General features: G+C 59.2%; 17 protein-coding genes. 13 read left to right on the forward strand and 4 right to left on the reverse strand.

Annotation, left to right across the window (positions count from 1 at the left end; all coding sequences use genetic code 11):
- Positions 1-133 precede the first annotated feature (133 nt).
- Positions 134-1,099 (forward strand): hypothetical protein, encoded by a 966-nt coding sequence (locus tag AAIR21_RS20705; protein ID WP_434682124.1) that lies wholly within the window; start codon positions 134-136, stop codon positions 1,097-1,099.
- Positions 1,100-1,558: 459 nt separating this feature from the next.
- Positions 1,559-2,521 carry a hypothetical protein gene (locus AAIR21_RS20710; RefSeq protein ID WP_046899155.1) on the forward strand — a complete coding sequence of 321 codons (963 nt, stop codon included), beginning with the start codon at positions 1,559-1,561 and terminating at the stop codon, positions 2,519-2,521.
- 146 nt (positions 2,522-2,667) lie between these two features.
- Here AAIR21_RS20710 and fic read toward each other — a convergent pair whose 3' ends face one another.
- Positions 2,668-3,738, reverse strand: a complete 1,071-nt coding sequence (gene fic, locus AAIR21_RS20715) for a protein adenylyltransferase Fic (RefSeq protein WP_046899156.1) — start codon at positions 3,736-3,738, stop codon at positions 2,668-2,670.
- 190 nt (positions 3,739-3,928) lie between these two features.
- Here fic and AAIR21_RS20720 point away from each other — a divergent pair, with 190 nt between their 5' ends.
- The 7 genes from AAIR21_RS20720 to AAIR21_RS20750 are packed head-to-tail and all read left to right on the forward strand — an operon-like array spanning position 3,929 to position 12,251.
- The gene (locus AAIR21_RS20720) at positions 3,929-4,534 is read left to right on the forward strand and encodes a hypothetical protein (protein ID WP_434682126.1); all 606 of its coding nucleotides are present in this window, start codon (positions 3,929-3,931) and stop codon (positions 4,532-4,534) included.
- Positions 4,535-4,536: 2 nt separating this feature from the next.
- Positions 4,537-7,599 carry an ATP-binding protein gene (locus AAIR21_RS20725; RefSeq protein ID WP_422713004.1) on the forward strand — a complete coding sequence of 1,021 codons (3,063 nt, stop codon included), beginning with the start codon at positions 4,537-4,539 and terminating at the stop codon, positions 7,597-7,599.
- A gap of 16 nt (positions 7,600-7,615) precedes the next feature.
- Positions 7,616-7,741: a hypothetical protein gene (locus tag AAIR21_RS20730; RefSeq protein WP_422713005.1), complete on the forward strand. Its 126-nt coding sequence runs from the start codon at positions 7,616-7,618 to the stop codon at positions 7,739-7,741.
- Positions 7,738-8,934: a conjugal transfer protein TraW gene (gene traW, locus AAIR21_RS20735; RefSeq protein ID WP_434682129.1), complete on the forward strand. Its 1,197-nt coding sequence runs from the start codon at positions 7,738-7,740 to the stop codon at positions 8,932-8,934. Before AAIR21_RS20730 ends, traW begins: the two co-directional genes overlap by 4 nt.
- On the forward strand, positions 8,931-9,485 hold the full coding sequence (gene traX, locus AAIR21_RS20740; RefSeq protein WP_434682131.1) for a conjugal transfer protein TraX: 555 nt from the start codon (positions 8,931-8,933) through the stop codon (positions 9,483-9,485). Before traW ends, traX begins: the two co-directional genes overlap by 4 nt.
- A gap of 49 nt (positions 9,486-9,534) precedes the next feature.
- Positions 9,535-11,679 (forward strand): DotA/TraY family protein, encoded by a 2,145-nt coding sequence (locus AAIR21_RS20745; RefSeq protein WP_434682133.1) that lies wholly within the window; start codon positions 9,535-9,537, stop codon positions 11,677-11,679.
- Positions 11,676-12,251 carry a hypothetical protein gene (locus AAIR21_RS20750; RefSeq protein WP_434682135.1) on the forward strand — a complete coding sequence of 192 codons (576 nt, stop codon included), beginning with the start codon at positions 11,676-11,678 and terminating at the stop codon, positions 12,249-12,251. The genes AAIR21_RS20745 and AAIR21_RS20750 overlap by 4 nt, the downstream gene beginning before the upstream one ends.
- 68 nt (positions 12,252-12,319) lie before the next feature.
- Here AAIR21_RS20750 and AAIR21_RS20755 read toward each other — a convergent pair whose 3' ends face one another.
- From AAIR21_RS20755 to AAIR21_RS20765, 3 genes are all read right to left on the reverse strand, one after another.
- On the reverse strand, positions 12,320-12,595 hold the full coding sequence (locus AAIR21_RS20755; protein ID WP_046899160.1) for a type II toxin-antitoxin system YafQ family toxin: 276 nt from the start codon (positions 12,593-12,595) through the stop codon (positions 12,320-12,322).
- Complete coding sequence (locus tag AAIR21_RS20760) at positions 12,595-12,852, reverse strand: type II toxin-antitoxin system RelB/DinJ family antitoxin (RefSeq protein WP_046899161.1); 258 nt, start codon at positions 12,850-12,852, stop codon at positions 12,595-12,597. Before AAIR21_RS20760 ends, AAIR21_RS20755 begins: the two co-directional genes overlap by 1 nt.
- Before the next feature lie 88 nt (positions 12,853-12,940).
- Positions 12,941-13,201 (reverse strand): antitoxin, encoded by a 261-nt coding sequence (locus AAIR21_RS20765; protein ID WP_434682139.1) that lies wholly within the window; start codon positions 13,199-13,201, stop codon positions 12,941-12,943.
- A gap of 74 nt (positions 13,202-13,275) precedes the next feature.
- Between AAIR21_RS20765 and AAIR21_RS20770 the strand changes: the two genes are divergently transcribed.
- The 4 genes from AAIR21_RS20770 to AAIR21_RS20785 are packed head-to-tail and all read left to right on the forward strand — an operon-like array spanning position 13,276 to position 18,231.
- Entirely contained in the window at positions 13,276-14,577 is a 1,302-nt protein-coding gene (locus tag AAIR21_RS20770) for a secretion/conjugation apparatus DotM-related subunit (RefSeq protein ID WP_434682141.1), read from the forward strand.
- Positions 14,578-14,591: 14 nt separating this feature from the next.
- Complete coding sequence (locus AAIR21_RS20775) at positions 14,592-15,518, forward strand: hypothetical protein (protein ID WP_434682143.1); 927 nt, start codon at positions 14,592-14,594, stop codon at positions 15,516-15,518.
- Positions 15,515-17,701 carry an F-type conjugative transfer protein TrbC gene (trbC, locus tag AAIR21_RS20780; RefSeq protein ID WP_434682145.1) on the forward strand — a complete coding sequence of 729 codons (2,187 nt, stop codon included), beginning with the start codon at positions 15,515-15,517 and terminating at the stop codon, positions 17,699-17,701. Before AAIR21_RS20775 ends, trbC begins: the two co-directional genes overlap by 4 nt.
- Positions 17,698-18,231 carry a phospholipase D family protein gene (locus AAIR21_RS20785; RefSeq protein ID WP_152665272.1) on the forward strand — a complete coding sequence of 178 codons (534 nt, stop codon included), beginning with the start codon at positions 17,698-17,700 and terminating at the stop codon, positions 18,229-18,231. The genes trbC and AAIR21_RS20785 overlap by 4 nt, the downstream gene beginning before the upstream one ends.
- Positions 18,232-18,335 lie beyond the last annotated feature (104 nt).

Genomic DNA, 18,335 nt, shown 5'->3' on the forward strand with positions numbered 1-18,335 from the left:
ATTAAAACACCTTATCACAAACGACTTAATACATTGAGATTTAAATTCACCAATAAAGTTTGACACATTATAACTGCCATTGACAGGCTTATGAAAAATCTCATTTCCTGTCACCCTAATCGCGAGGTTTATTATGGCTAAAGAATTTATCTGGGACGAAAGTAGCGTTCAGATTTACACGAAAGACTACGGCACCCAAAAACTCACCCCTTACCAGCATGATTCACTCGGCCCTTTCTGGAAAGATCCGGGAGCTGATTTCACCATGGATGCTGAAGGTGAAACGCTGACTCTGGTTGTGGCTGGGGTTGATGGGGACGAGAACAACATCTGGTGGCCGTCCGAGGGGATGACTGGCAGCCCACTTAACATGAACATTATTAATGGAAATTTAGTTCTCTACTACGAGAAAAACAACACACTGAGAAACTCCGGTATTTATTTTGGCAACAATACAACACCTCTTTACTTAACGCTAAACAACTCAGCCAGGTTAGATATAATATCTTGCCCTTTTGTTTTCTTTTCAAAATTTGGTGGTTTTAAATTAGCCATGTCTGGTTCCTCTCACTTTAACATTGAAAGCTCCACCACCCAGGAGGCTGGGATGCTGAATATCATAAGCGGAGCATTTAACCTGACAGACAGCGCCTCTTTCTCATACGAGTTTCCTGATGAACACGCCGGATACAAAGCAGCCCTTTTGAGTTTCCTTGCCACCGTGAGTGGCAATGCAAAAATGACATTTACAGATAACACCGCTACCACATCAAAACTGGAGTTCGCCAGTGGTGACGAAAATGGCGCAAAATTCAATATTAATGGCGACAATGCAAGACTGGCATTCATGGCTAAAGGTCATCCGCTGTTTGGTGAGAAAGAAATTGCAGGCATGAACAAAGGCACCTTTAATTTCATCACAAAGGGCATTGTGAATAACAGCGAAATCGTCCTGCAGAACGCAGGAAAAGATGAAATGAACGCCTTCTGGAAAACAGGTGCTATCGCCATTGACGACCAACCTCAGTATGACGATAAAAACCTGAACTTCGACTACGACGATGCACTCCCGGGACTCAGGATATCGGTGAAACACTAACCCGGCACGTTATCATGATGCCATTATGGGAGTGGCGGATGGTAACAACCGACTGAACATCTGACGTATTACGTGGATATTGACATAATGCGTCAGATAAAAGCTGAGCGTTATTTCTTTAGCTTATGACTGATTTAATAATTAATGTTCGCCAGCACCCCACCCATTGACACAACGCGCTTAGTAAAGTCGGCGATAAAAGCAATTTTATCCGATTTTTTTTCATTTCAGGAAAAACGCTTGTCTTCACATTGAAATATAACCAACCGGTCATGAGATAAGTCAGGCAAGTACCAGGAACAGGTCGTTTTTTCGTACTCTGGTGAAGATGAATGGCTATTCAGCAATAACATATCCGCTAATAGAAAAATACACGATAAGCTTTGACACATCCAAACAGCCATTGTCAGCATCATGAGAAATCTGATTTTTCCATCACTGCAATAACGAGGTTACACCATGACTCAAGAGTTCATCTGGGATAAAAATAGCGCTCAGACTTATACAAAAGATTACGGCACCCAAAAAATCACAGACTCAAGAAGTCACTTCTGGAAAAACCCGGGAGCAGATTTCACAATGGATGCTGAAGGTGAGACCCTCACTTTGGCTATAGTCGGTGCTTATGATGAAGAAAGCATGGTCTGGTGGCCCTCCTCAGGTTCTGTCATGAGTGGCGGAAATCTTAACATGAACATTATGAATGGGAATTTAGTTCTCGATTACGATAAAAACAACAGAGTAACAAACTCAGGGCTCTACCTTGCTAATCGCCAGGGAAATACAGCCCCGCTTTCCTTAACATTAAATAACTCATCTCAATTAAACGTGACAAACTGTCCTTTTATCGTTTTCGGTAGTAAAGATGAATTTACGTTGAACATGTCTGACTCCTCCCGGTTCAATATTGATATTTCCGTTTCCGAGGGGTCAACCCTACGAAACAAAATAGGTGGAACTTTTAACCTGAACGACAACGCTTCTTTTTTATGCAATTTCTCCAACAAAGTACCAAAACATGAAGCGATATTTTTTAGTTTTTTCGCTACACTCAAAAACAGCGCACAAATAACATTCACAGACAGCACGCTGACATCATCAAAATTAACATTCTCCAGTAATGATGGTGTTGGGTTCGATATTAACGGAGAAAATTCACGCCTGATGTTTATGGCTAAAAACCACCCATTACTTGGCACTGAAGAAATTTCAGAAATGAATAAAGGCACCTTTAATTTCATCACAAAGGGCATTGTGAATAACAGCGAAATCGTCCTGCAGAACGCAGGAAAAGATGAAATAAATGCCTTCTGGAAAACAGGGGCTATCGCCATTGACGACCAACCTCAGTATGACGATAAAAACCTGAACTTCGACTACGACGATGCACTCCCGGGACTCAGGATATCGGTGAAACACTGATCCAGTACGTCATCATTATGCCGTTGGGGTAGTAGCGACTGGTGATAACCAACTGAATATCTGACGCATTACGTGGATATTGGCGTAATGCGTCAGACAAAAGCTGAGCATTCTTTCCTTGGCTGCTGACTGATACAGTCATAATATCAATGCGTTAACTCCTGCAACAATCGCGTATTGATATACAGTTTCTCACGCCCGGCACTCATCTCTTCCAGAACGCCGGCCTCAACCAGCTGCTTCAGATAAACCGATGCGGTTTGCCGCTTTGCCACTCCCCGCTCCACGAGGTTTTCAATACGGCAGTACGGCTGTGCAAACAGCGACTGAATCAGCTCGTGGGAATAAATTTTCGGCAGCCGCTCACGAACATCTCTGGCCGTCTCCGCCATCAGCGCCCGGATAAGGGCGATTTTCTTCGTGGTCCAGTGCGCCGTGTTCTCCACCGCCTCCAGCATAAAGAGGATCCATGACTCCCAGTCCCCTTCGGCGGTCACGCCGCGCAGCAGGGTGTAATAATCACTTCGCCGCTCAAGGATGAAGCGGGACAGATAGAGGATCGGCAGCGACAGCAACCCGGTCTCAATAAGATACAGGATATTCAGAATACGCCCGGTGCGCCCGTTTCCATCAGGGAAGGGGTGAATACATTCAAACTGGTAGTGCGCAATCGCCATTTTTACCAGCGGATCGATGTCATCCTCACCGTGGATAAAGCGCTCCCAGTTAGCCAGCAAATCACGGATAGCCGCCTCGCCTTCCGGCGGGGTGTACACCACCTGGTGATGCTGATCGCGCAGAACGGTTCCCGGGACCTTACGAATATCGGTCTGTACCGCCCGCAGCCGGGTGCAGATGACAATGGCTGTGTTTGTACACAACGGTGAGTTTTCCAGCTGGCTGAAGCCCTCAAACAGCGCGGTGCGGTAACGCAGCGCCTCTTTGGTGGCCGCATCCGCCCCCTCGGCACGATCCGCATACTGAAACAACTGGTCGCTGGTTGTCACGATGTTCTCAATACGGGAGGAATCCTTCGCCTCCAGCATCGGAAGCAGATTGACCAGCAGCCCCTGATCGGGGATGAGTTCACCGGCCGTTTTCAGCTCTGCCAGCGCCGCACGGGCGCCAATACACGCCTTGAGTACGCGGCGGGTTTCCGTTTGTGCCGGCGGCAGTAACGGTAAAGCGTTGTAAGGGATCTCCGGCAACCAGGTCATATGTTTAAAAAACTCACTTTTATCGACATATCGTCATGATATGTCGATGCCATCAACCTGTCACTGCGTTATGTTTAAAAAAATCGATTTTATCGACATATAGCCCGAACGTGTCGATGCCGTGCCCCGTATACAGCCGGCACGCCTGCCGCTGGATGCCTCTTTTTTCTTCCATATGAGAACTTTCCCTATGTTAATTTTTTCCGTTTCCCGGCCCGTGGCCGGCGACGCGCTGACGCCTGCGCGTCTTGAGGCACTCAGCCGGCGCGCCCGTCAGGACGGTCAGACCTGCGAGTGCTGCGGGTATGACTCCCCCCACAACTCCGTCCTGTTCCGCGACGGCGATCCGCGCCACACCGCCGACGAGAACCTCACGGTCGCCGACCCGTACTGTCAGGCCTGGCTGGCGCTGGACCAGACCGGTGCCGACCGGGGCGTGATGGTCAGCCTGCCACTCCTCTCCCCGGAGGACGTCAACCACCTGCAGCGCACCATCGCGCAGGCGCTGGCGGTTGGCGACGAACAGTATCAGCAGGACGCTCGCGCCCTGCTCGACTGGCTGACCTCCCACGATAACACCGTCATTCAGCACTGGGGCACCGCCCACCCGCAGGCCTTTGCGGAGGTGCTGAACCGCACGCCGCCGGCGCAGCGGGGCGAGGTCACCGCCCGCTGGCGGCATCTGGCCCTCATTCTCAACCCCCGCCGCCTTCGCGGCCGCCTGGCGGACGCTCCGCCGGAGAACGCCACCACCTGGTGGCACCGCTTTTATCTGGACTACCGCGCACGAGGCTGAGCATGATTATCGACAAGATTGAGGACGCCCTCGCGTCCCTGTCCCGCTACACGCTGGGACGCAGCTTTCCCGACTACTGCGACCTGCGCACCGTCATTGGCCTCACGCCGGACGACAGGGTTCGCCACCCGCAGCTCGACGCCCCCTACATTCACAGCACGGTCACCAACGACTACGCCAGCTGCTTCGAGGTGCAGGGGGCGTTTCGCGAGTTCAGCGACGCGCCGGTGGCCCCCGGGCAGGTGGCACCGGACGACAGCCTGCAGCGCTTCATCCGCCGTCTCGCGGACGGCCTGACCGGCGATTTCAAGGCCGCCGGGCACAAACTCAGCATGGTGTTCGAGCGCGACCCCACGCGCGGGGAGGAAGAAATCACCCGCCTGATGGCCCCGCAGCGGGACGCCTGCCGCCGTCTCGGCCTGCAGATAGACGACATCATCGACGAGCGCATTGAGAAGCTCACGCCCTGGCTGGCGCGCGAGCGCGTCTGGCTGGTTGTGTACACCGCCATTGAGTCCCTGCCGGCCGCCGAGCGTAAGGAGGAGAGCGACCTGCAGACGAAGCGCTTCGGTAACCTGCCGGAGTCCCGCTTTGGCCAGAACCCGGTGTTCGCCGAGTTTGAGGGGCTGAAGATGCGCCACGACGCCTTTATCGACAAGCTCGCCAGCGACCTCGCCGACGGCAACGACGGGGTGATGGTGCGCCTCATGGACGCCCATGAGACCGGGCAGATTATCCGCGACGAGATTGAGCGCAGCAGCACCAGTGAGGCGTGGCAGCCGCTGCTCCCGGGCGACCGCTGCCTGCCCCACGGAGTGATGCGCGGGGACGATATCAGCGCCTGCCTGGCACCGCACCTCAACTTCCAGTACTGCGACAGCGAGGTCACGCCCCGGGGCAACCTGGTGGAGGTAGACGGCCTCTTTCACGGCCAGCTGGCGATGACGCTGGCCCCGCAGCGCCCGGAGTCCTTTGCGCAGCTGTTCAAAAAGGTCCCGCGCCAGCTGCCCTGGCGCCTGCGCATCGACCTGATGCCCGGCGGCGCGGCGGTGCTGGGCAAAAAGCAGGGGCTGCTGACCTTCCTCGCGGTTATCCCGTCCCTGCGCCAGATTTACAACTCGGTGGAGTACCTGCTGGCCCGGGACCGCGAGGACCCGGTCTGCGTGATGACGGTCACCGCCAGCACCTGGGATGCGGACAGGTCGCGCCTGAAGCGCAACATGACCCTGCTGCAGAAATCGCTGCAGTCCTGGGGCGTGTGCAGCGTCACCCGCACCTTCGGCGACCCGATACGGGCCTGGATTAACACCCTGCCGCTGGTCTCCCGCTACAGCGCCCCGACGCTGCTGTTTCCGCCGCTCTCCGAAGGACTCGGCATGATGCCCTGGCAGCGCCCGGCGAGCCCCTGGGGCAACACCGGCAACACAGTTTTCCAGACCACCGACGGCAAGCCCTACGCCGTGCAGCTGGCCAGTCCCCTGCAGGAGAAGCACACCGAGCTGATTGCCGGCTCCCCGGGCTCCGGTAAATCCCTGCTCGCCAACCGCCTGCACGTGGACGCGCTCTCCGGCGGCAACATGGACCTGCCCTTCTACGCGCTGATAGACAAGGGCTTCACCGCCCAGGGGCTGTATGACCTGATATTCGACAGCCTGCCGGCCGGGATGAAGGACCGGGTCATCAGCATCGTGCTGCACAACGACGCGGCCCACTGCCGCAACCCGTTCGATATCCAGCTGGGGCTCAAACGCCCGCTCAGCATCGAGCGCGAATACCTGCTCCGGCTGTTAAGCAGCCTGTGCATCGACCCGCAGACCGGGCTGCCGCCGGATGCCGCCTCCTGCCGGCAGATACTGACCCGCGCCGTTGACATGGTGTACCGCCACAGCAGCGACACCTCGCCCCTGCGCTACGGCCCGACCCTGGTGCCGGCCGTCGACACCGCGCTGCAGGAAAGCGGCTGCCTCGCGGAGCACGACGCCGCCTGGTGGGCGCTGGCCACCTGGTACGAGGTCCGCGACATGCTGTTTGATAAGGGGTACGTCCAGGAGGCCTCGCTGGCGCAGGCGCAGGCCGTGCCGGAGCTCAACGACCTGCAGGGGGCGCTCAACAGCGACGAGATGCGCGAGGCGTTTGCCGACGTCAACCGCCCGGGCTCGGACGAGAAGCTGCTGCACTACGTCTCGCGCTGCCTGACCCAGGCGCTGTCGGACTACCCGCTGATTGCCGGGCGCACCCGCCTGACGGTCAGCCCCGCCACCCGCATCCGGGTGGTCGACGTCAACAACGTCGCCGGCAACGACTCCCCGGAGGGCAAAATCCGCACCGGCATCATGTACCAGTTTGCCCGCAACCTGGCCGGGGCGAACGACTTCTACCTGCCGCAGTATCAGGACGAACTGTTCGGGCGGCTCGACCCGCGCTACCGCCCCCTGCACGAGAAGCGCATCGGGCAACTGGACCAGGAGGTGAAGCTCATCTTCATGGACGAACTGCACAACATCAAGGGTATCGACACCCTCTGGGCCGCCCTGCAGACCGAAGACCGCGAGCAGCGCAAGTTCGGCGTGCGCACGGTGTTTGCCTCCCAGTATCTGGACGACTTCCCGCAGGCGCTGCTGGAGTCCGCCAACTCGCTCTACCTGATGCGGGTGCGCGCCGGCGACTGGGAGCTGCTGAAAAACAACTTCCACGTGCCGCGCACCACCTTTAACCAGCTGCTCAGCACCGCGCGCGGCGCCGCCCCGGACGGCAGCGGCACCACCTTCCTGGCGGTCTACCAGACCACCAACGGCAATGTGGCACAGCTGCTGAAAAACACCGTCGGACCGCGCGAGCTGTGGGCGCTCAACTCCACCCCGGTGAACCGCGCCCTGCGCAACATGCTCTATGACGCCCTCGACGGCAAAAGCGCCCGCAACCTGCTGGCGAAGACCTTCCCGGGCGGCTCGGCGGAGAAACACATCAATATGCTGAAAAAGAAAAGCCGGCTCGACGACAACGACAGCGCCGTGCGCCAGCTGGCAGACGAACTGCTGGCCGGCGTCGGTTACCTGCAGCATTAATGACAAGGAGAACCTTATGCTCACTGCCCTGAAAACCCACGCCCTGCGCGCCCTGTACCGCCGCCCGGTGCTGTTTATGCTCCTGGCGCTCGCCGCGTTCTGGAGCAGCGCCGGCGCCCTGTTATGGAAGGCCTTCGTATGACCAGCCCCGTATTCAGACAGACCGCCCTGACCCGCACGCTCTGCGTCCTCCTGCTGCCCCTCTCCATGACCGTCCGGGCCATGCCGGTTGAGGTGACCAGCAGCCTCCCCGTGGAGCGCCAGATTGTGCCGCAGATGCACATCATGAACGACACCCTGGGCCAGCTCGGGGCGGCGGTCAACGAGAACGGCGGCAAGACCGCCACCGAAATCGCCCAGGCCGCCCAGGCCCAGCGCGACCAGGACACCTTCGGGCGCCAGACCGACCGCCTGGAGCAGTCCCGCCGCGCCTTTGCCGTACCGGAGACCATCTGTACCGAATCCGGCTCCGGTATGGCCGCCGAGGTGCACAGCGGGTCCCGCGCCCGCCAGGGGGCACTGGCCGCAGGTCAGGGCATCAGCAACAGCCGTATCCGCCAGGGCGTGACCGCGCCCACCCCGCCGCCGGAGCAGGTGCAGTACCAGGGCGCGGCCATTCACGCGGACTACTGCGACGCCACCGACAACGCCGTCTGGGGCGGGACCGCGCTCTGCAAGGGGGTATCGCAGATGCCCGGCGCCGACAAGCGCCTCGCCAGCCTGTTTGACGGCGCCGGCGAGGACGGCAAGGCCCCGGACCTGACCTTCACCCAGGCGCAGACCGATGCCGCCATGGCCTACGTGCTGAACAGCGCCCCGTCCATCGCCGGCAAGCAGCCGGGCAAGGGCGAGGTCACCACCGCCTCCGGGCGCCAGTACGTCGGCCTGCAGACCGAATACAGCGCCATCAACGACGCCGCCCGTGAGCCGATGCGCGCCCTGATTGCCGCCAGCCAGCCGGAGGCGGCCACGAAGGACGCGCTGAAGGACGCCCTGCAGATACCCTCGGCTGCCGCGTACTTTAACCGCACGGCGTCTGACGAGGCGAAGCGTACCGGCACCATGTCCGAGCGGGAGTTCGAGGCCTTCGACGTCGGCCGGCGCTACGCCAACACCGACTACCAGGCCGACCTGCAGGGCATGGAGAGCGACAACCTGCAGCGCGAGGCCATCCGCGTGCAGGCCCAGCAGAACTGGCTGCTGCTCGGCATCAAGCAGCAGCTGCAGAAGAGCAACGTCCTGCTGGGGCAGCAGCTGTCCCTGTCCGCCACCGATAACTACCGCCCGCTGCTGCAGGCGCAACTGCGCGACGTCGCCGCCGGAGATGCCCGATGACTGAAGATACCCGTAAACCCTCCCTGCTCAGACGCGCCGGCAAAGGTGCCTGGTCCGGCCTGAACCTGCTGCTGCCGCTGTCCGAAACCCGCCGGGTGACCACCATCGCGGGCACCTCCGTGCTGAACCACCTGAAGCGGGCCGGCAGGCCCGCCCCCGCGAACGCCCCGGACGACGACGCCCCGGAACAGCTGAGCTTTGTGGAGGCGGTGGCCGCCAGCGGCCAGACCCGGGATGCGCTGCAGACGCGCTTTTACCGCCGCAAGTGCCTGAGCCTGGCGCTCACCGCCCTGCCGGTGATGACGGTCACCGCCCTGCTGACCCTCACGGTGCTCAGCGGCTGGCAGTCGCCCTGGCTGCTGCTGCGCGTCGGCGTCATCAGCCTGGCCCTGCTGGCGCTGACCGGCCTGCTGTTTGTGAAGACGCTGGTCTGCACCTGGCGGCTGTGGCAGCTGCGGGAAGGCCGACTGTCACCGGCCGAGCGCGGCGGCTTTACCGACTTTGTGCATGAGCGGGGCTGGTTCATCAGCACCCTGACGCCCGAACGCTGAATCCCCTCCGGCACCTGCCGGACCTTTTCCTGATTTCCGGATACCCACTATGACCCTGTTGCGAAAATGCTTCGCCACGGCCCTGCTGTGCCTGCTGACCGCGAGCGCCCGGGCCGACGGCTTCTCGTTTGAAACCATCGAGCAGGCCGCGACGCGCCCCACCGACCTCTCCCGCCAGATACTGGTGATGATTTTCGGTGACGTTGTCACGAACCCGCTCTCCACCGACGCCAGCCTGGTCGGGCAAATCTTCTTCATCTTTAACGGCTTCGTGGCCTGCGTCGCCTGCTTCTGGTTTATGGGCCTGACCCTGAAGCACGTCGTGAAGGCCGGGCAGGCCGGCAAGGTGTTCAGCGGCGGCGCCAGCATGATAGGCCCGGTCTCCACCCTGGCCGGTTTTCTCTCCCTGGTGCCCACCGTCTCCGGCTGGTCGCTCTCCCAGCTGACCTTCCTGTGGGCCGCCTCCATCATGGGCGTCGGCGGGGCCAACGTGGTCACCGACGGCATCGTCGACATGATGGCCAAAGGCTACTCGCTCGTCGTGCAGCCGGTGACGCCGCAGACGGTGAGCACCGCCCGCGCCATCTACGAGATGAACCTGTGCATGTACAGCCTCAACACCGACCTCGCCACCCTGTACGGCCGCTACGGCCAGGGCAGCACGCCGATGATGGCCATCAAATCCCTGCCGGACGGCTTTGAAATCGGCAACGGCAACGCCCTGTGCGGCGCCGCCCGCCTGCCGCAGTCCCTGCCGGACCCGTCGCTCAACTGGGCGTTCCCGGCGCCGGTCAACGTCGACCCGATACTGAGCGCCCAGCGCAGCGCGATGAACGAGATGCAGAACACGCTCTCGCAGTCCGCCTCCCGCTTTGTCAGCGCCCTGGTCAACCGCCAGGACTCCGGCAGCGGCACCCTGCCGGATGCGGAAACCGACATCCAGAACGCCGCCCGGGCCTATGAGGATCGCATCAACCAGACGCTGAAGGCGCAGGGCCAGGACAGCCAGCTGGTCGCCGTGCTCTCCGCCCAGCTGAAGAAATACGGCTGGCTCTCGCTGGGCTCGTGGTATCAGACCTTCGCCACGGCCAACAACAAGGTCAATGACGCCGTCAAGCTCAAGCCGGCGGTAACCGGGATGAGCGGCCTGGGCGATCTGGGCACGCAGGATCTGTACGCCAGCGTGATAACAGCGTACCAGGCCCAGCTGCAGAACAGTAAATACACACCGCCGCTGGGAACAGAGAGCACCCAGGATATACAGCAAACCAAAGATGGTTCTGAGCCAGACGCTGTGTTTGTAGGGGTCTTTCATTCCCGAATGCAGCAAATAACCAATGGAATTGCCACAATGCAAATTGGCAATAATAATAAAAATGACCAGATGAACCCGCTGTTAAAGATGAAGGCGATTGGCGACTACACCTTAGACGGTGCTGAAGGAGCTCTGGCCATATTCACAGCGGCAAAAGTAATAGCTGAAACAACAACCCAAGGTGTGTGGGGTAAAATAGCCGCTGCATTCTCCTTTAATGCTACCGAGGGGATGCGAGCCGTACTGGACGCCTTCACCCCCATTATCTATTTTGTTCTGCTGTTATTATTCACCACCGGCTTTACCTTATCGATATTCCTGCCACTCATTCCGTTTATTTACTGGATGGCGGGCGCTGCCAACTGGATAGTCAGCGTATTAGTCGGCGTAACCGGTGGAACGTTATTTTCAGCGACACATATTGGTACAGAAAACGAGCCAGGACATCGCTCTGCTTATGGCTATATATTCCTGATTGATGTTATGATTAGACCTATGTTAATGGTGCTCGGATTTATATTTTCAAGTCTGACGATTGTCGCAATCGGCACACTTTTAGATTTACTTTTTGGACCTGCCATTGCTAATGTTCAGGCATCATCAATAACAGGTGTGGTATCTATGGTGGGGTTATTACTGGCATATGCCAGATTATGCACCTCCACGGTATCACGGGTATTCAGTCTGCAGGTCACCATGCCGGATTACGTCATATCCTGGCTGGGTGGCAGAGAGGCAGCAAACATACTGGGTAACGTGGTGGACTCGACGAAGAGCATCTTCGCAGGCTTCTCTCACGGCGTGCAGCATGCACCGGGGCTGAAAACGAATGCGCCCGCATCCAACAACCACTCACCGGAAGGGGATGGAATAAAATGACAAAATATAAAAATTTATTTGCTCAGATCTACATTTTTCCCGCTATCCTAGTAGGGGTATCAATGGCATTTTTTACGGTAGTGATGTTCATAACAAACGATCCGCGAGACCCATGGATTTGGAACTTTTTATTCCTGTTAGCGACCATTGCAATATTTTACTCCATTCGCATGGTTAACAAAAAATCCGTAAAAGTAAACAACTCGACCTTCCAGCGCTTCTTTTGTGAAAACTTCAGACCGAACCCGAGTTATGAGGCCATAGGTTATTTAAATGGCAACTATATTGGCGTCGACACCACACATGGCACACTGTTAATGGCTTCCGCACATAAAAATATCTTTAAAGGTAAAAACATTAAAGAGCTCGCCGGATATGAATGCCGTGGTGAAATACTGACATTAAAATTTAATGATATTGATTTTCCGGTATTCAGAATGTCTTTTGGTAAGGAATCAGCATGCATGGCCTTCGGTCATAAGCTCGACGTTCTGCTGTCACCGTCGTATCAGCCGGCGGTCAATGTGGGTAGTGCCTTTAATGATTACGTCCGGCAAAAAGCAATGGCGTAATTCACTCCCCGCACTGACAGATCACCAGAGAGCGCATCACGCGCTCTTTCTTTTTACTGGTGTAATAGTCAGTAGTTGCTGAAGATGTCCTGGTGCGTTCCCGTCCTGGCCAGCCTCAGTTCATTACCGTCGATTTTATAAATGAGCAGCCAGTCCCCCTCAATATGAGCATCACGATAGCCCCGCCAGTTGCCTGATAAAGGGTGATCGACATATTGGGCAGGAACAGGCTGTTGATTAACAAGCAAATCAATAAGCGTTTTTAGTAAGGACATATCCTTGCCGCGCCGCACCTGTCGCTTCACATCAGATTTGAAAGCACTCGTTCGTACTGGTGTAAGCATCAGATCCCTAAATCATCAAAAAGGGCATCCGTGGACGAAAAGCGTTTACCTTTTCCTTCATCCAGCTCAGACATCGCCGCTTGTGTTTGCTTATTTGGCGTTTTGACTTCAAACGGGAGTCGCCCCTCATCAGCAACACGCATGAACACAAGACGGATCACATCAGAAGTATTAAGCCCCATTTTTTCAAGGGCTGATACTGCGCGATCTTTCACGTCCTGCGGAATTCTGGCTTTAACGGTGGTATTGGCAATCATGGCATCACCTCAGGGGTATTATTGTACATGATTACATTGTGTTCCAGTTGTGGACACAAATCAAGGTTGCATTATTGGTGATGCCATCTCAACGGGCTTTAGCATCCCAAGAAAAACCACCAATACTGGCATTCAGCATTTTGATTTCATCTCTGTCTATTTGATCCAGTAACTCACTTACCGTCCAGGCTCCCCGGGGGTTGCACTGCCGCTCCCTGAACATCACCACATCCCGGACGCGCTCAACAATCAAGGTAGTACCTACGTCCCAGTTAAGTACTGACGCCATATCGCCGGGAATATCCACTACCAGATCATCGCCATGAGCGCGGATGGTCACTGTTTTCATTCATAGCCCCCTGTCTGTTGCTCTCCGCAATATGCAGCGTGGCTGTTGTATAGCACTAACTCAACGGAGTTTCCATGCAAGCACGTCCACAGCCCCATCACCCGGGTAATGAACGCATGTTTATGTTTCTGGCCATCATCATCCTGCTGGCCGTTCTGCTCTGGATTTACCGTCCTCCGGTCATCTATGGCAGCTGTACCCTGCTCTACACCCTCTGGTCCTGGTGTGACTTTCCCCGGATACACCCCTTCGTCGCACAGCGCATCAATCTGCTGTCCTGGGCGGGCAATCATGCCAATACCCTCGACTGGAGCCAGTTCATCACCGTGATGAACCGCACCGCCGGCATTCTGCTGGCGCCGCTGGCCATCGTGGTCGTCTGGGGCGGTATCGCGGTACGCAATCACCCGATGAACCACACCCGCCGCCCCATCAGCATTCACACCCTGCCGCACATCATGGCCCGCTTCTCGCCGTCCATCATTCCGGCACTGTGCTATGGCGACCCGAAAACGCAGCTGCTCAACTGTGACCCGCCGGAGCACCGCAGCGCGCAGGCGCCGGAGGAGTTTGCCCTGGAGCATCAGCTGATTGTCGGCCAGCGTCTCGACCGCGAACGGGCCCGCGAGGTGTTCACCCGCCAGCTGGGGACGCCGCTGTCCGGCATGGACAGCTTCAGTCCGGCCGAGAAGGCGATGTTTGCGGTCTTCGGCCTGCAGGTGTTCCTGAACGACCGTAAGGCAGCGGAGGCCCTGCTCGACAGCCTTAACCGCTCCTGCCTGCTCAGAAGCCGCCGGGACGGCGGTAAATTCGGTTACCCGGTTCTGGGTATCGCGGCCCGGGCGTTCACCCGCGTCAGCCAGACGCCGGAGGCCCGCCAGTGGATAACCCGCCACAGCACCACCCGCACCGCCCTCTCGGCCCTGCACGCGCAGCAGCTGCGTCTGCCGGGCGCCCGTTTTCGCTGGCTGAAGGGCATCGACCGCACCCTGTGGTACGCCCTGACCTCGTCAGACCGCAGCAAGGTGTTTGTCGAAGGCGCCGGCGTGATTGCCGTTGCCCAGTGGGAGACCCTGGAGGCCACCGTCGCCACGCGCCTGAATACCCGGGTCACGCCAACGCCGCACCAGGTCGACAGCGCCGTCGACGGTCTGGAGGAGGAGCTTCGGGGGCTGGGCATGGTACTCGATGACCGCTCGCCGGCGGACAGCATGCCCTTCACGGAGGAGGATGAAGAAGACGACGATGACGGCGTGGTCATCCTGCATGCCCCGGAGCGGCCGGTAACGCCGCCTCCGGAAGCATCCGCCGCCTCACAGACAGAACCCTCAACGGCCAAACCTTTTTCGCGCCCACGGGCACAGCGTCCAAAATAAACGGAGTCTCCACAATGAAAACCTTCTCAGTCACCCTGAAGGGTGGCCTGCTGACCGCATACGACCAGCAGCGCTGCCTGTTCATCGTTCACCCGGGCAAGGCGCCCCGCTTCTTTGTGCAGAAAGCCATTCTGTTTCACCAGACTGCCAACCAGCGCGCCGTGGCGTTGTATCAGGCCGACAGCCCCAAAGTGGCCCGCCGGCTGCTCGCGGCCGTGGGCCTGGCGCTGGAGAATCACACGTCCACACGCCGGCTGAAGCTGGCAGGCCTGCTGGCCGGGGTCATCATAGTGGGCATAGCGATAAGCCACGACGTCAGTGCACTGCCGGATAGCACACCACGACCGGCGACAGCGAGTGCACCTGTGGCGCCTGAACAGGCCGCCGTCGTTGCCGCGTCGGTCGTCCCGACACCGCCGGCGAATACTGCCCCGGAGGAGGCCTACCGGGCCGTGGCGCAGAAGCTGAAGGCGGCCGCCGCCAGCGGGCGCTACACCGTCAGCCTGTCCGCCGGCCACGCGCGCACCCTCTACGTCTTCGCCGACCCGCTCTGTCCGCACTGCCGGGAAATCGAGCCGGTACTGGAGGCGCTGGGACGCGACTACAACGTGGAGGTCTTCCCCGTCACCCTGATTGGTCAGCAGGACACCGTGAATCTGGTCAGCCCGGTGCTCTGTACACAACCGGCGGCGCGCAGGGCCCGCTGGCAGCAGCTGTTCACCGGCGATGCGGGTATGGCCCCGGGCGACACCGCCCCGCCGGCCGCCTGCGAGGCGGGCACCCGGGCCATCTCCCGCAACGATGACGCTTACCACGCCTGGCATCTCCCGGGCACGCCGACGCTGCTCGCCGATAACGGTCACCAGATACCCTTCAGCGCGCTCAAAAGCGACGACGCCCTGGCGCAGTTCATGGCGCAGAACGCCGGAGGTGTGCAATGACGAGACCGCAACAGGTTGACGCGCAGCGGGTCCGCCGCGCGGTCAGCCATACCGTCTTCACCGACGCGCTGTTCTCGCCCTTCAGCCTGCAGGCGCAGCTGCTGTTCAGCTTCATCCTGGGCTGCATCTGGCCCGCCACCCTGCTGCTCAGCGTTATCGGCATGATGGTGATGCTGACACTCTTTGGCGACCAGCGCTTCCGGATGCCCCTGCGTATGCCGCAGGACGTCGGCGGCACTGACCTGACCACCGAGCGCGAGGGCTTTCACGCGTACCGGGGTATCGCCGGGTTCTTCGGCTTCATCGGCCGCCGGCTGGTTTACCAGAAAGCGGCCGGCATCATGTGCCTCGGCTACGCCCGGGGGCGTTTCCTGGGCCGCGAGCTCTGGCTCACCCTCGATGACACCCTGCGCCATATGCTGTTGCTGGCCACCACCGGCTCGGGCAAAACCGAAGCCCTGCTCTCCCTGCAGCTGAACGCCCTGTGCATGGGCCGGGGTATCTGCTACTCCGATGGCAAGGGCCAGAACTCGCTGGCGCTGGCCATGTGGTCCCTCGCCCGCCGCTTCGGCCGGGAAGACGACGTCTACACGCTCAACTTCATGACCGGCGGCATGGACAAGTTCGACGCGCTGCTGCGCAACGACAAAAAGCGCCTGCCGTCCAACACCATCAACCTGTTCGGCACCGCCAACACCACCTTCATCATCCAGCTGATGGAGTCCCTGCTGCCCGCCGCCGGCAGCGGCGACGCGGGCTGGCAGGACAAGGCCAAATCGATGCTCTCCGCGCTGATTTATGCCGTCTACTACAAGTGCAGACGCGAGCAGCGCCGCATCTCGCAGACCGTCATTCAGGAATACCTGCCCCTGAAGAAGTTTGCCGCGCTGTACCAGGAGGCCAGACAGGACCACTGGCACGTGGAGGCGTACGCGCCGCTGGAGAACTATCTCAACACCCTGGCCGGCTTTCGCATGGAGCTGATAGGCCGCCCGTCAGAATGGGACCAGGGCGTGCTGGACCAGCACGGCTACCTTATCCAGCAGTTCAACCGCATGCTGACCATGTTCAACGACATCTACGGCCACGTCTTTGCCCGCGATGCCGGCGACGTCGACATCGATGACGTGCTGCACAACGACCGTATCCTCACCACGCTTATCCCGGCGCTGGAGCTGTCCAAGGGGGAGGCGTCCAACATCGGTAAGCTGTACATCTCCGCCATCCGCATGACCATCGCCCGCGACCTCGGCTGCGAGCTGGAAGGAGCCATTAATGACATCCTGATTGTCAAAAAGTACAAGGGGAAGTTTCCCTTCCCCATCGCCATGGACGAGCTCGGCGCCTACTTCGGCCCGGGGCTGGACAACCTGGCCAGCCAGCTGCGCAGCCTCGGCTACATGCTGATTGTCTCCGCCCAGGATATTCAGCGCTTTATCGCCGAACACCGGGGCGAGTACATGACCGTCAACGCCAACCTGCTGACCAAATGGTTTATGGCCCTGCAGGATGAGAAGGACACCTACGAGCTGGCCCGCATCACCGGCGGCCGGGGGTACTACTCCGAACTGGGGGCCGTCGAGCAGACGCCCGGGCTGGTGACGCCCGGCTATGAGGATGCGCAGACCACCTACATCCGCGAGAAGGACCGGCTGGACCTGGCCGAGCTGAAGGACCTCGCCCCCGGCGAGGGCGTCATCTCCTTTAAAAGCGCGCTGGTCCCCAGCAACGCCATCTACATCCCCGATGAGGAGAAACTCAGCACGCTGCCGGTGCGCATCAACCGTTTTGTGGAGGTCCGTCGCCCCACCGAGGCGCAGCTGTTTGAGCACCACCCGGCACTGAAACGTCGTCTGCCGCCGACGCCGCAGGAGGTGGACGGCATTCTGCAGCGCCTCGCCGCGCCGGCGCCACGCACCACCGGCCGCATTCAGGACCCGGTCCTGCAGCGGGTGGTCACCGTGGCCATGGACCTGAACAACCGCAGCGACATCAGCTACACCCCGACCCAGCGCGGCATCCTGCTGTTTGAGGCTGCGCGGGAAGCCCTGCACCAGAGCAAGCGCCGGTGGCGCACCCTTCCCCCGCCACCCGGGCCCATCCGCGTCTCACGAGAAATCGCGCAGTCACTGGCTCAGGCCGGCGCAACACATCACAGTGAACACAGAGAGGAAAACCAGTGAACCACACCACCATCAGACATCTCACCCTGGCACTTTGCCTGACCGTGCCGGTCATAACGCAGGCCGCGCCGGCGGAGCCTGCCTTCAGCGTCGGATTTTCGCCGTCGCATACGGCGCTGGCCGCCGTGCTCGACGTAGTGAACCACGCCACCCGGACCATCGACGTCGAGGCCTACAGCTTCACCAGCAAGGAGATTTCGCTGGCCCTGGCTGCCGCACAAAAACGGGGTGTCCGCGTGCGCCTGGTCGCCGACAAAAAAGCCAACAGCCACTACAGTGCCGTGACGTTCCTCGCCAATCAGGGCGTCCCGGTACGGCTGGACGACCGCTACGCCATCATGCACGACAAGGTCATGCTGGTTGATGGCCAGACGCTGGAAACGGGAAGCTTTAACTTCACGGCCAGCGCCGATAAGCGTAACGCGGAGAACGTGCTGGTCGTGCGCCATCAGCCGCAGCTGGTCGCGGTCTATCAGCAGGAGTTTGAGAGGCTGTGGCAGGAAAGTCAGCCGTTAGCGCCCGCGTACTGAAGACATTTCAATCGCTTAAAGCGTTTGGCGCAGGGAAGGTGATTCCGGTATGATTTGCCCGCTTCCGGGAAACCGGCAGCAGGTGCAGCGTGCGGGGAGGACTC

This window comes from Enterobacter sp. PTB (assembly GCF_051130085.1).
GTDB lineage: Bacteria > Pseudomonadota > Gammaproteobacteria > Enterobacterales > Enterobacteriaceae > Enterobacter > Enterobacter ludwigii.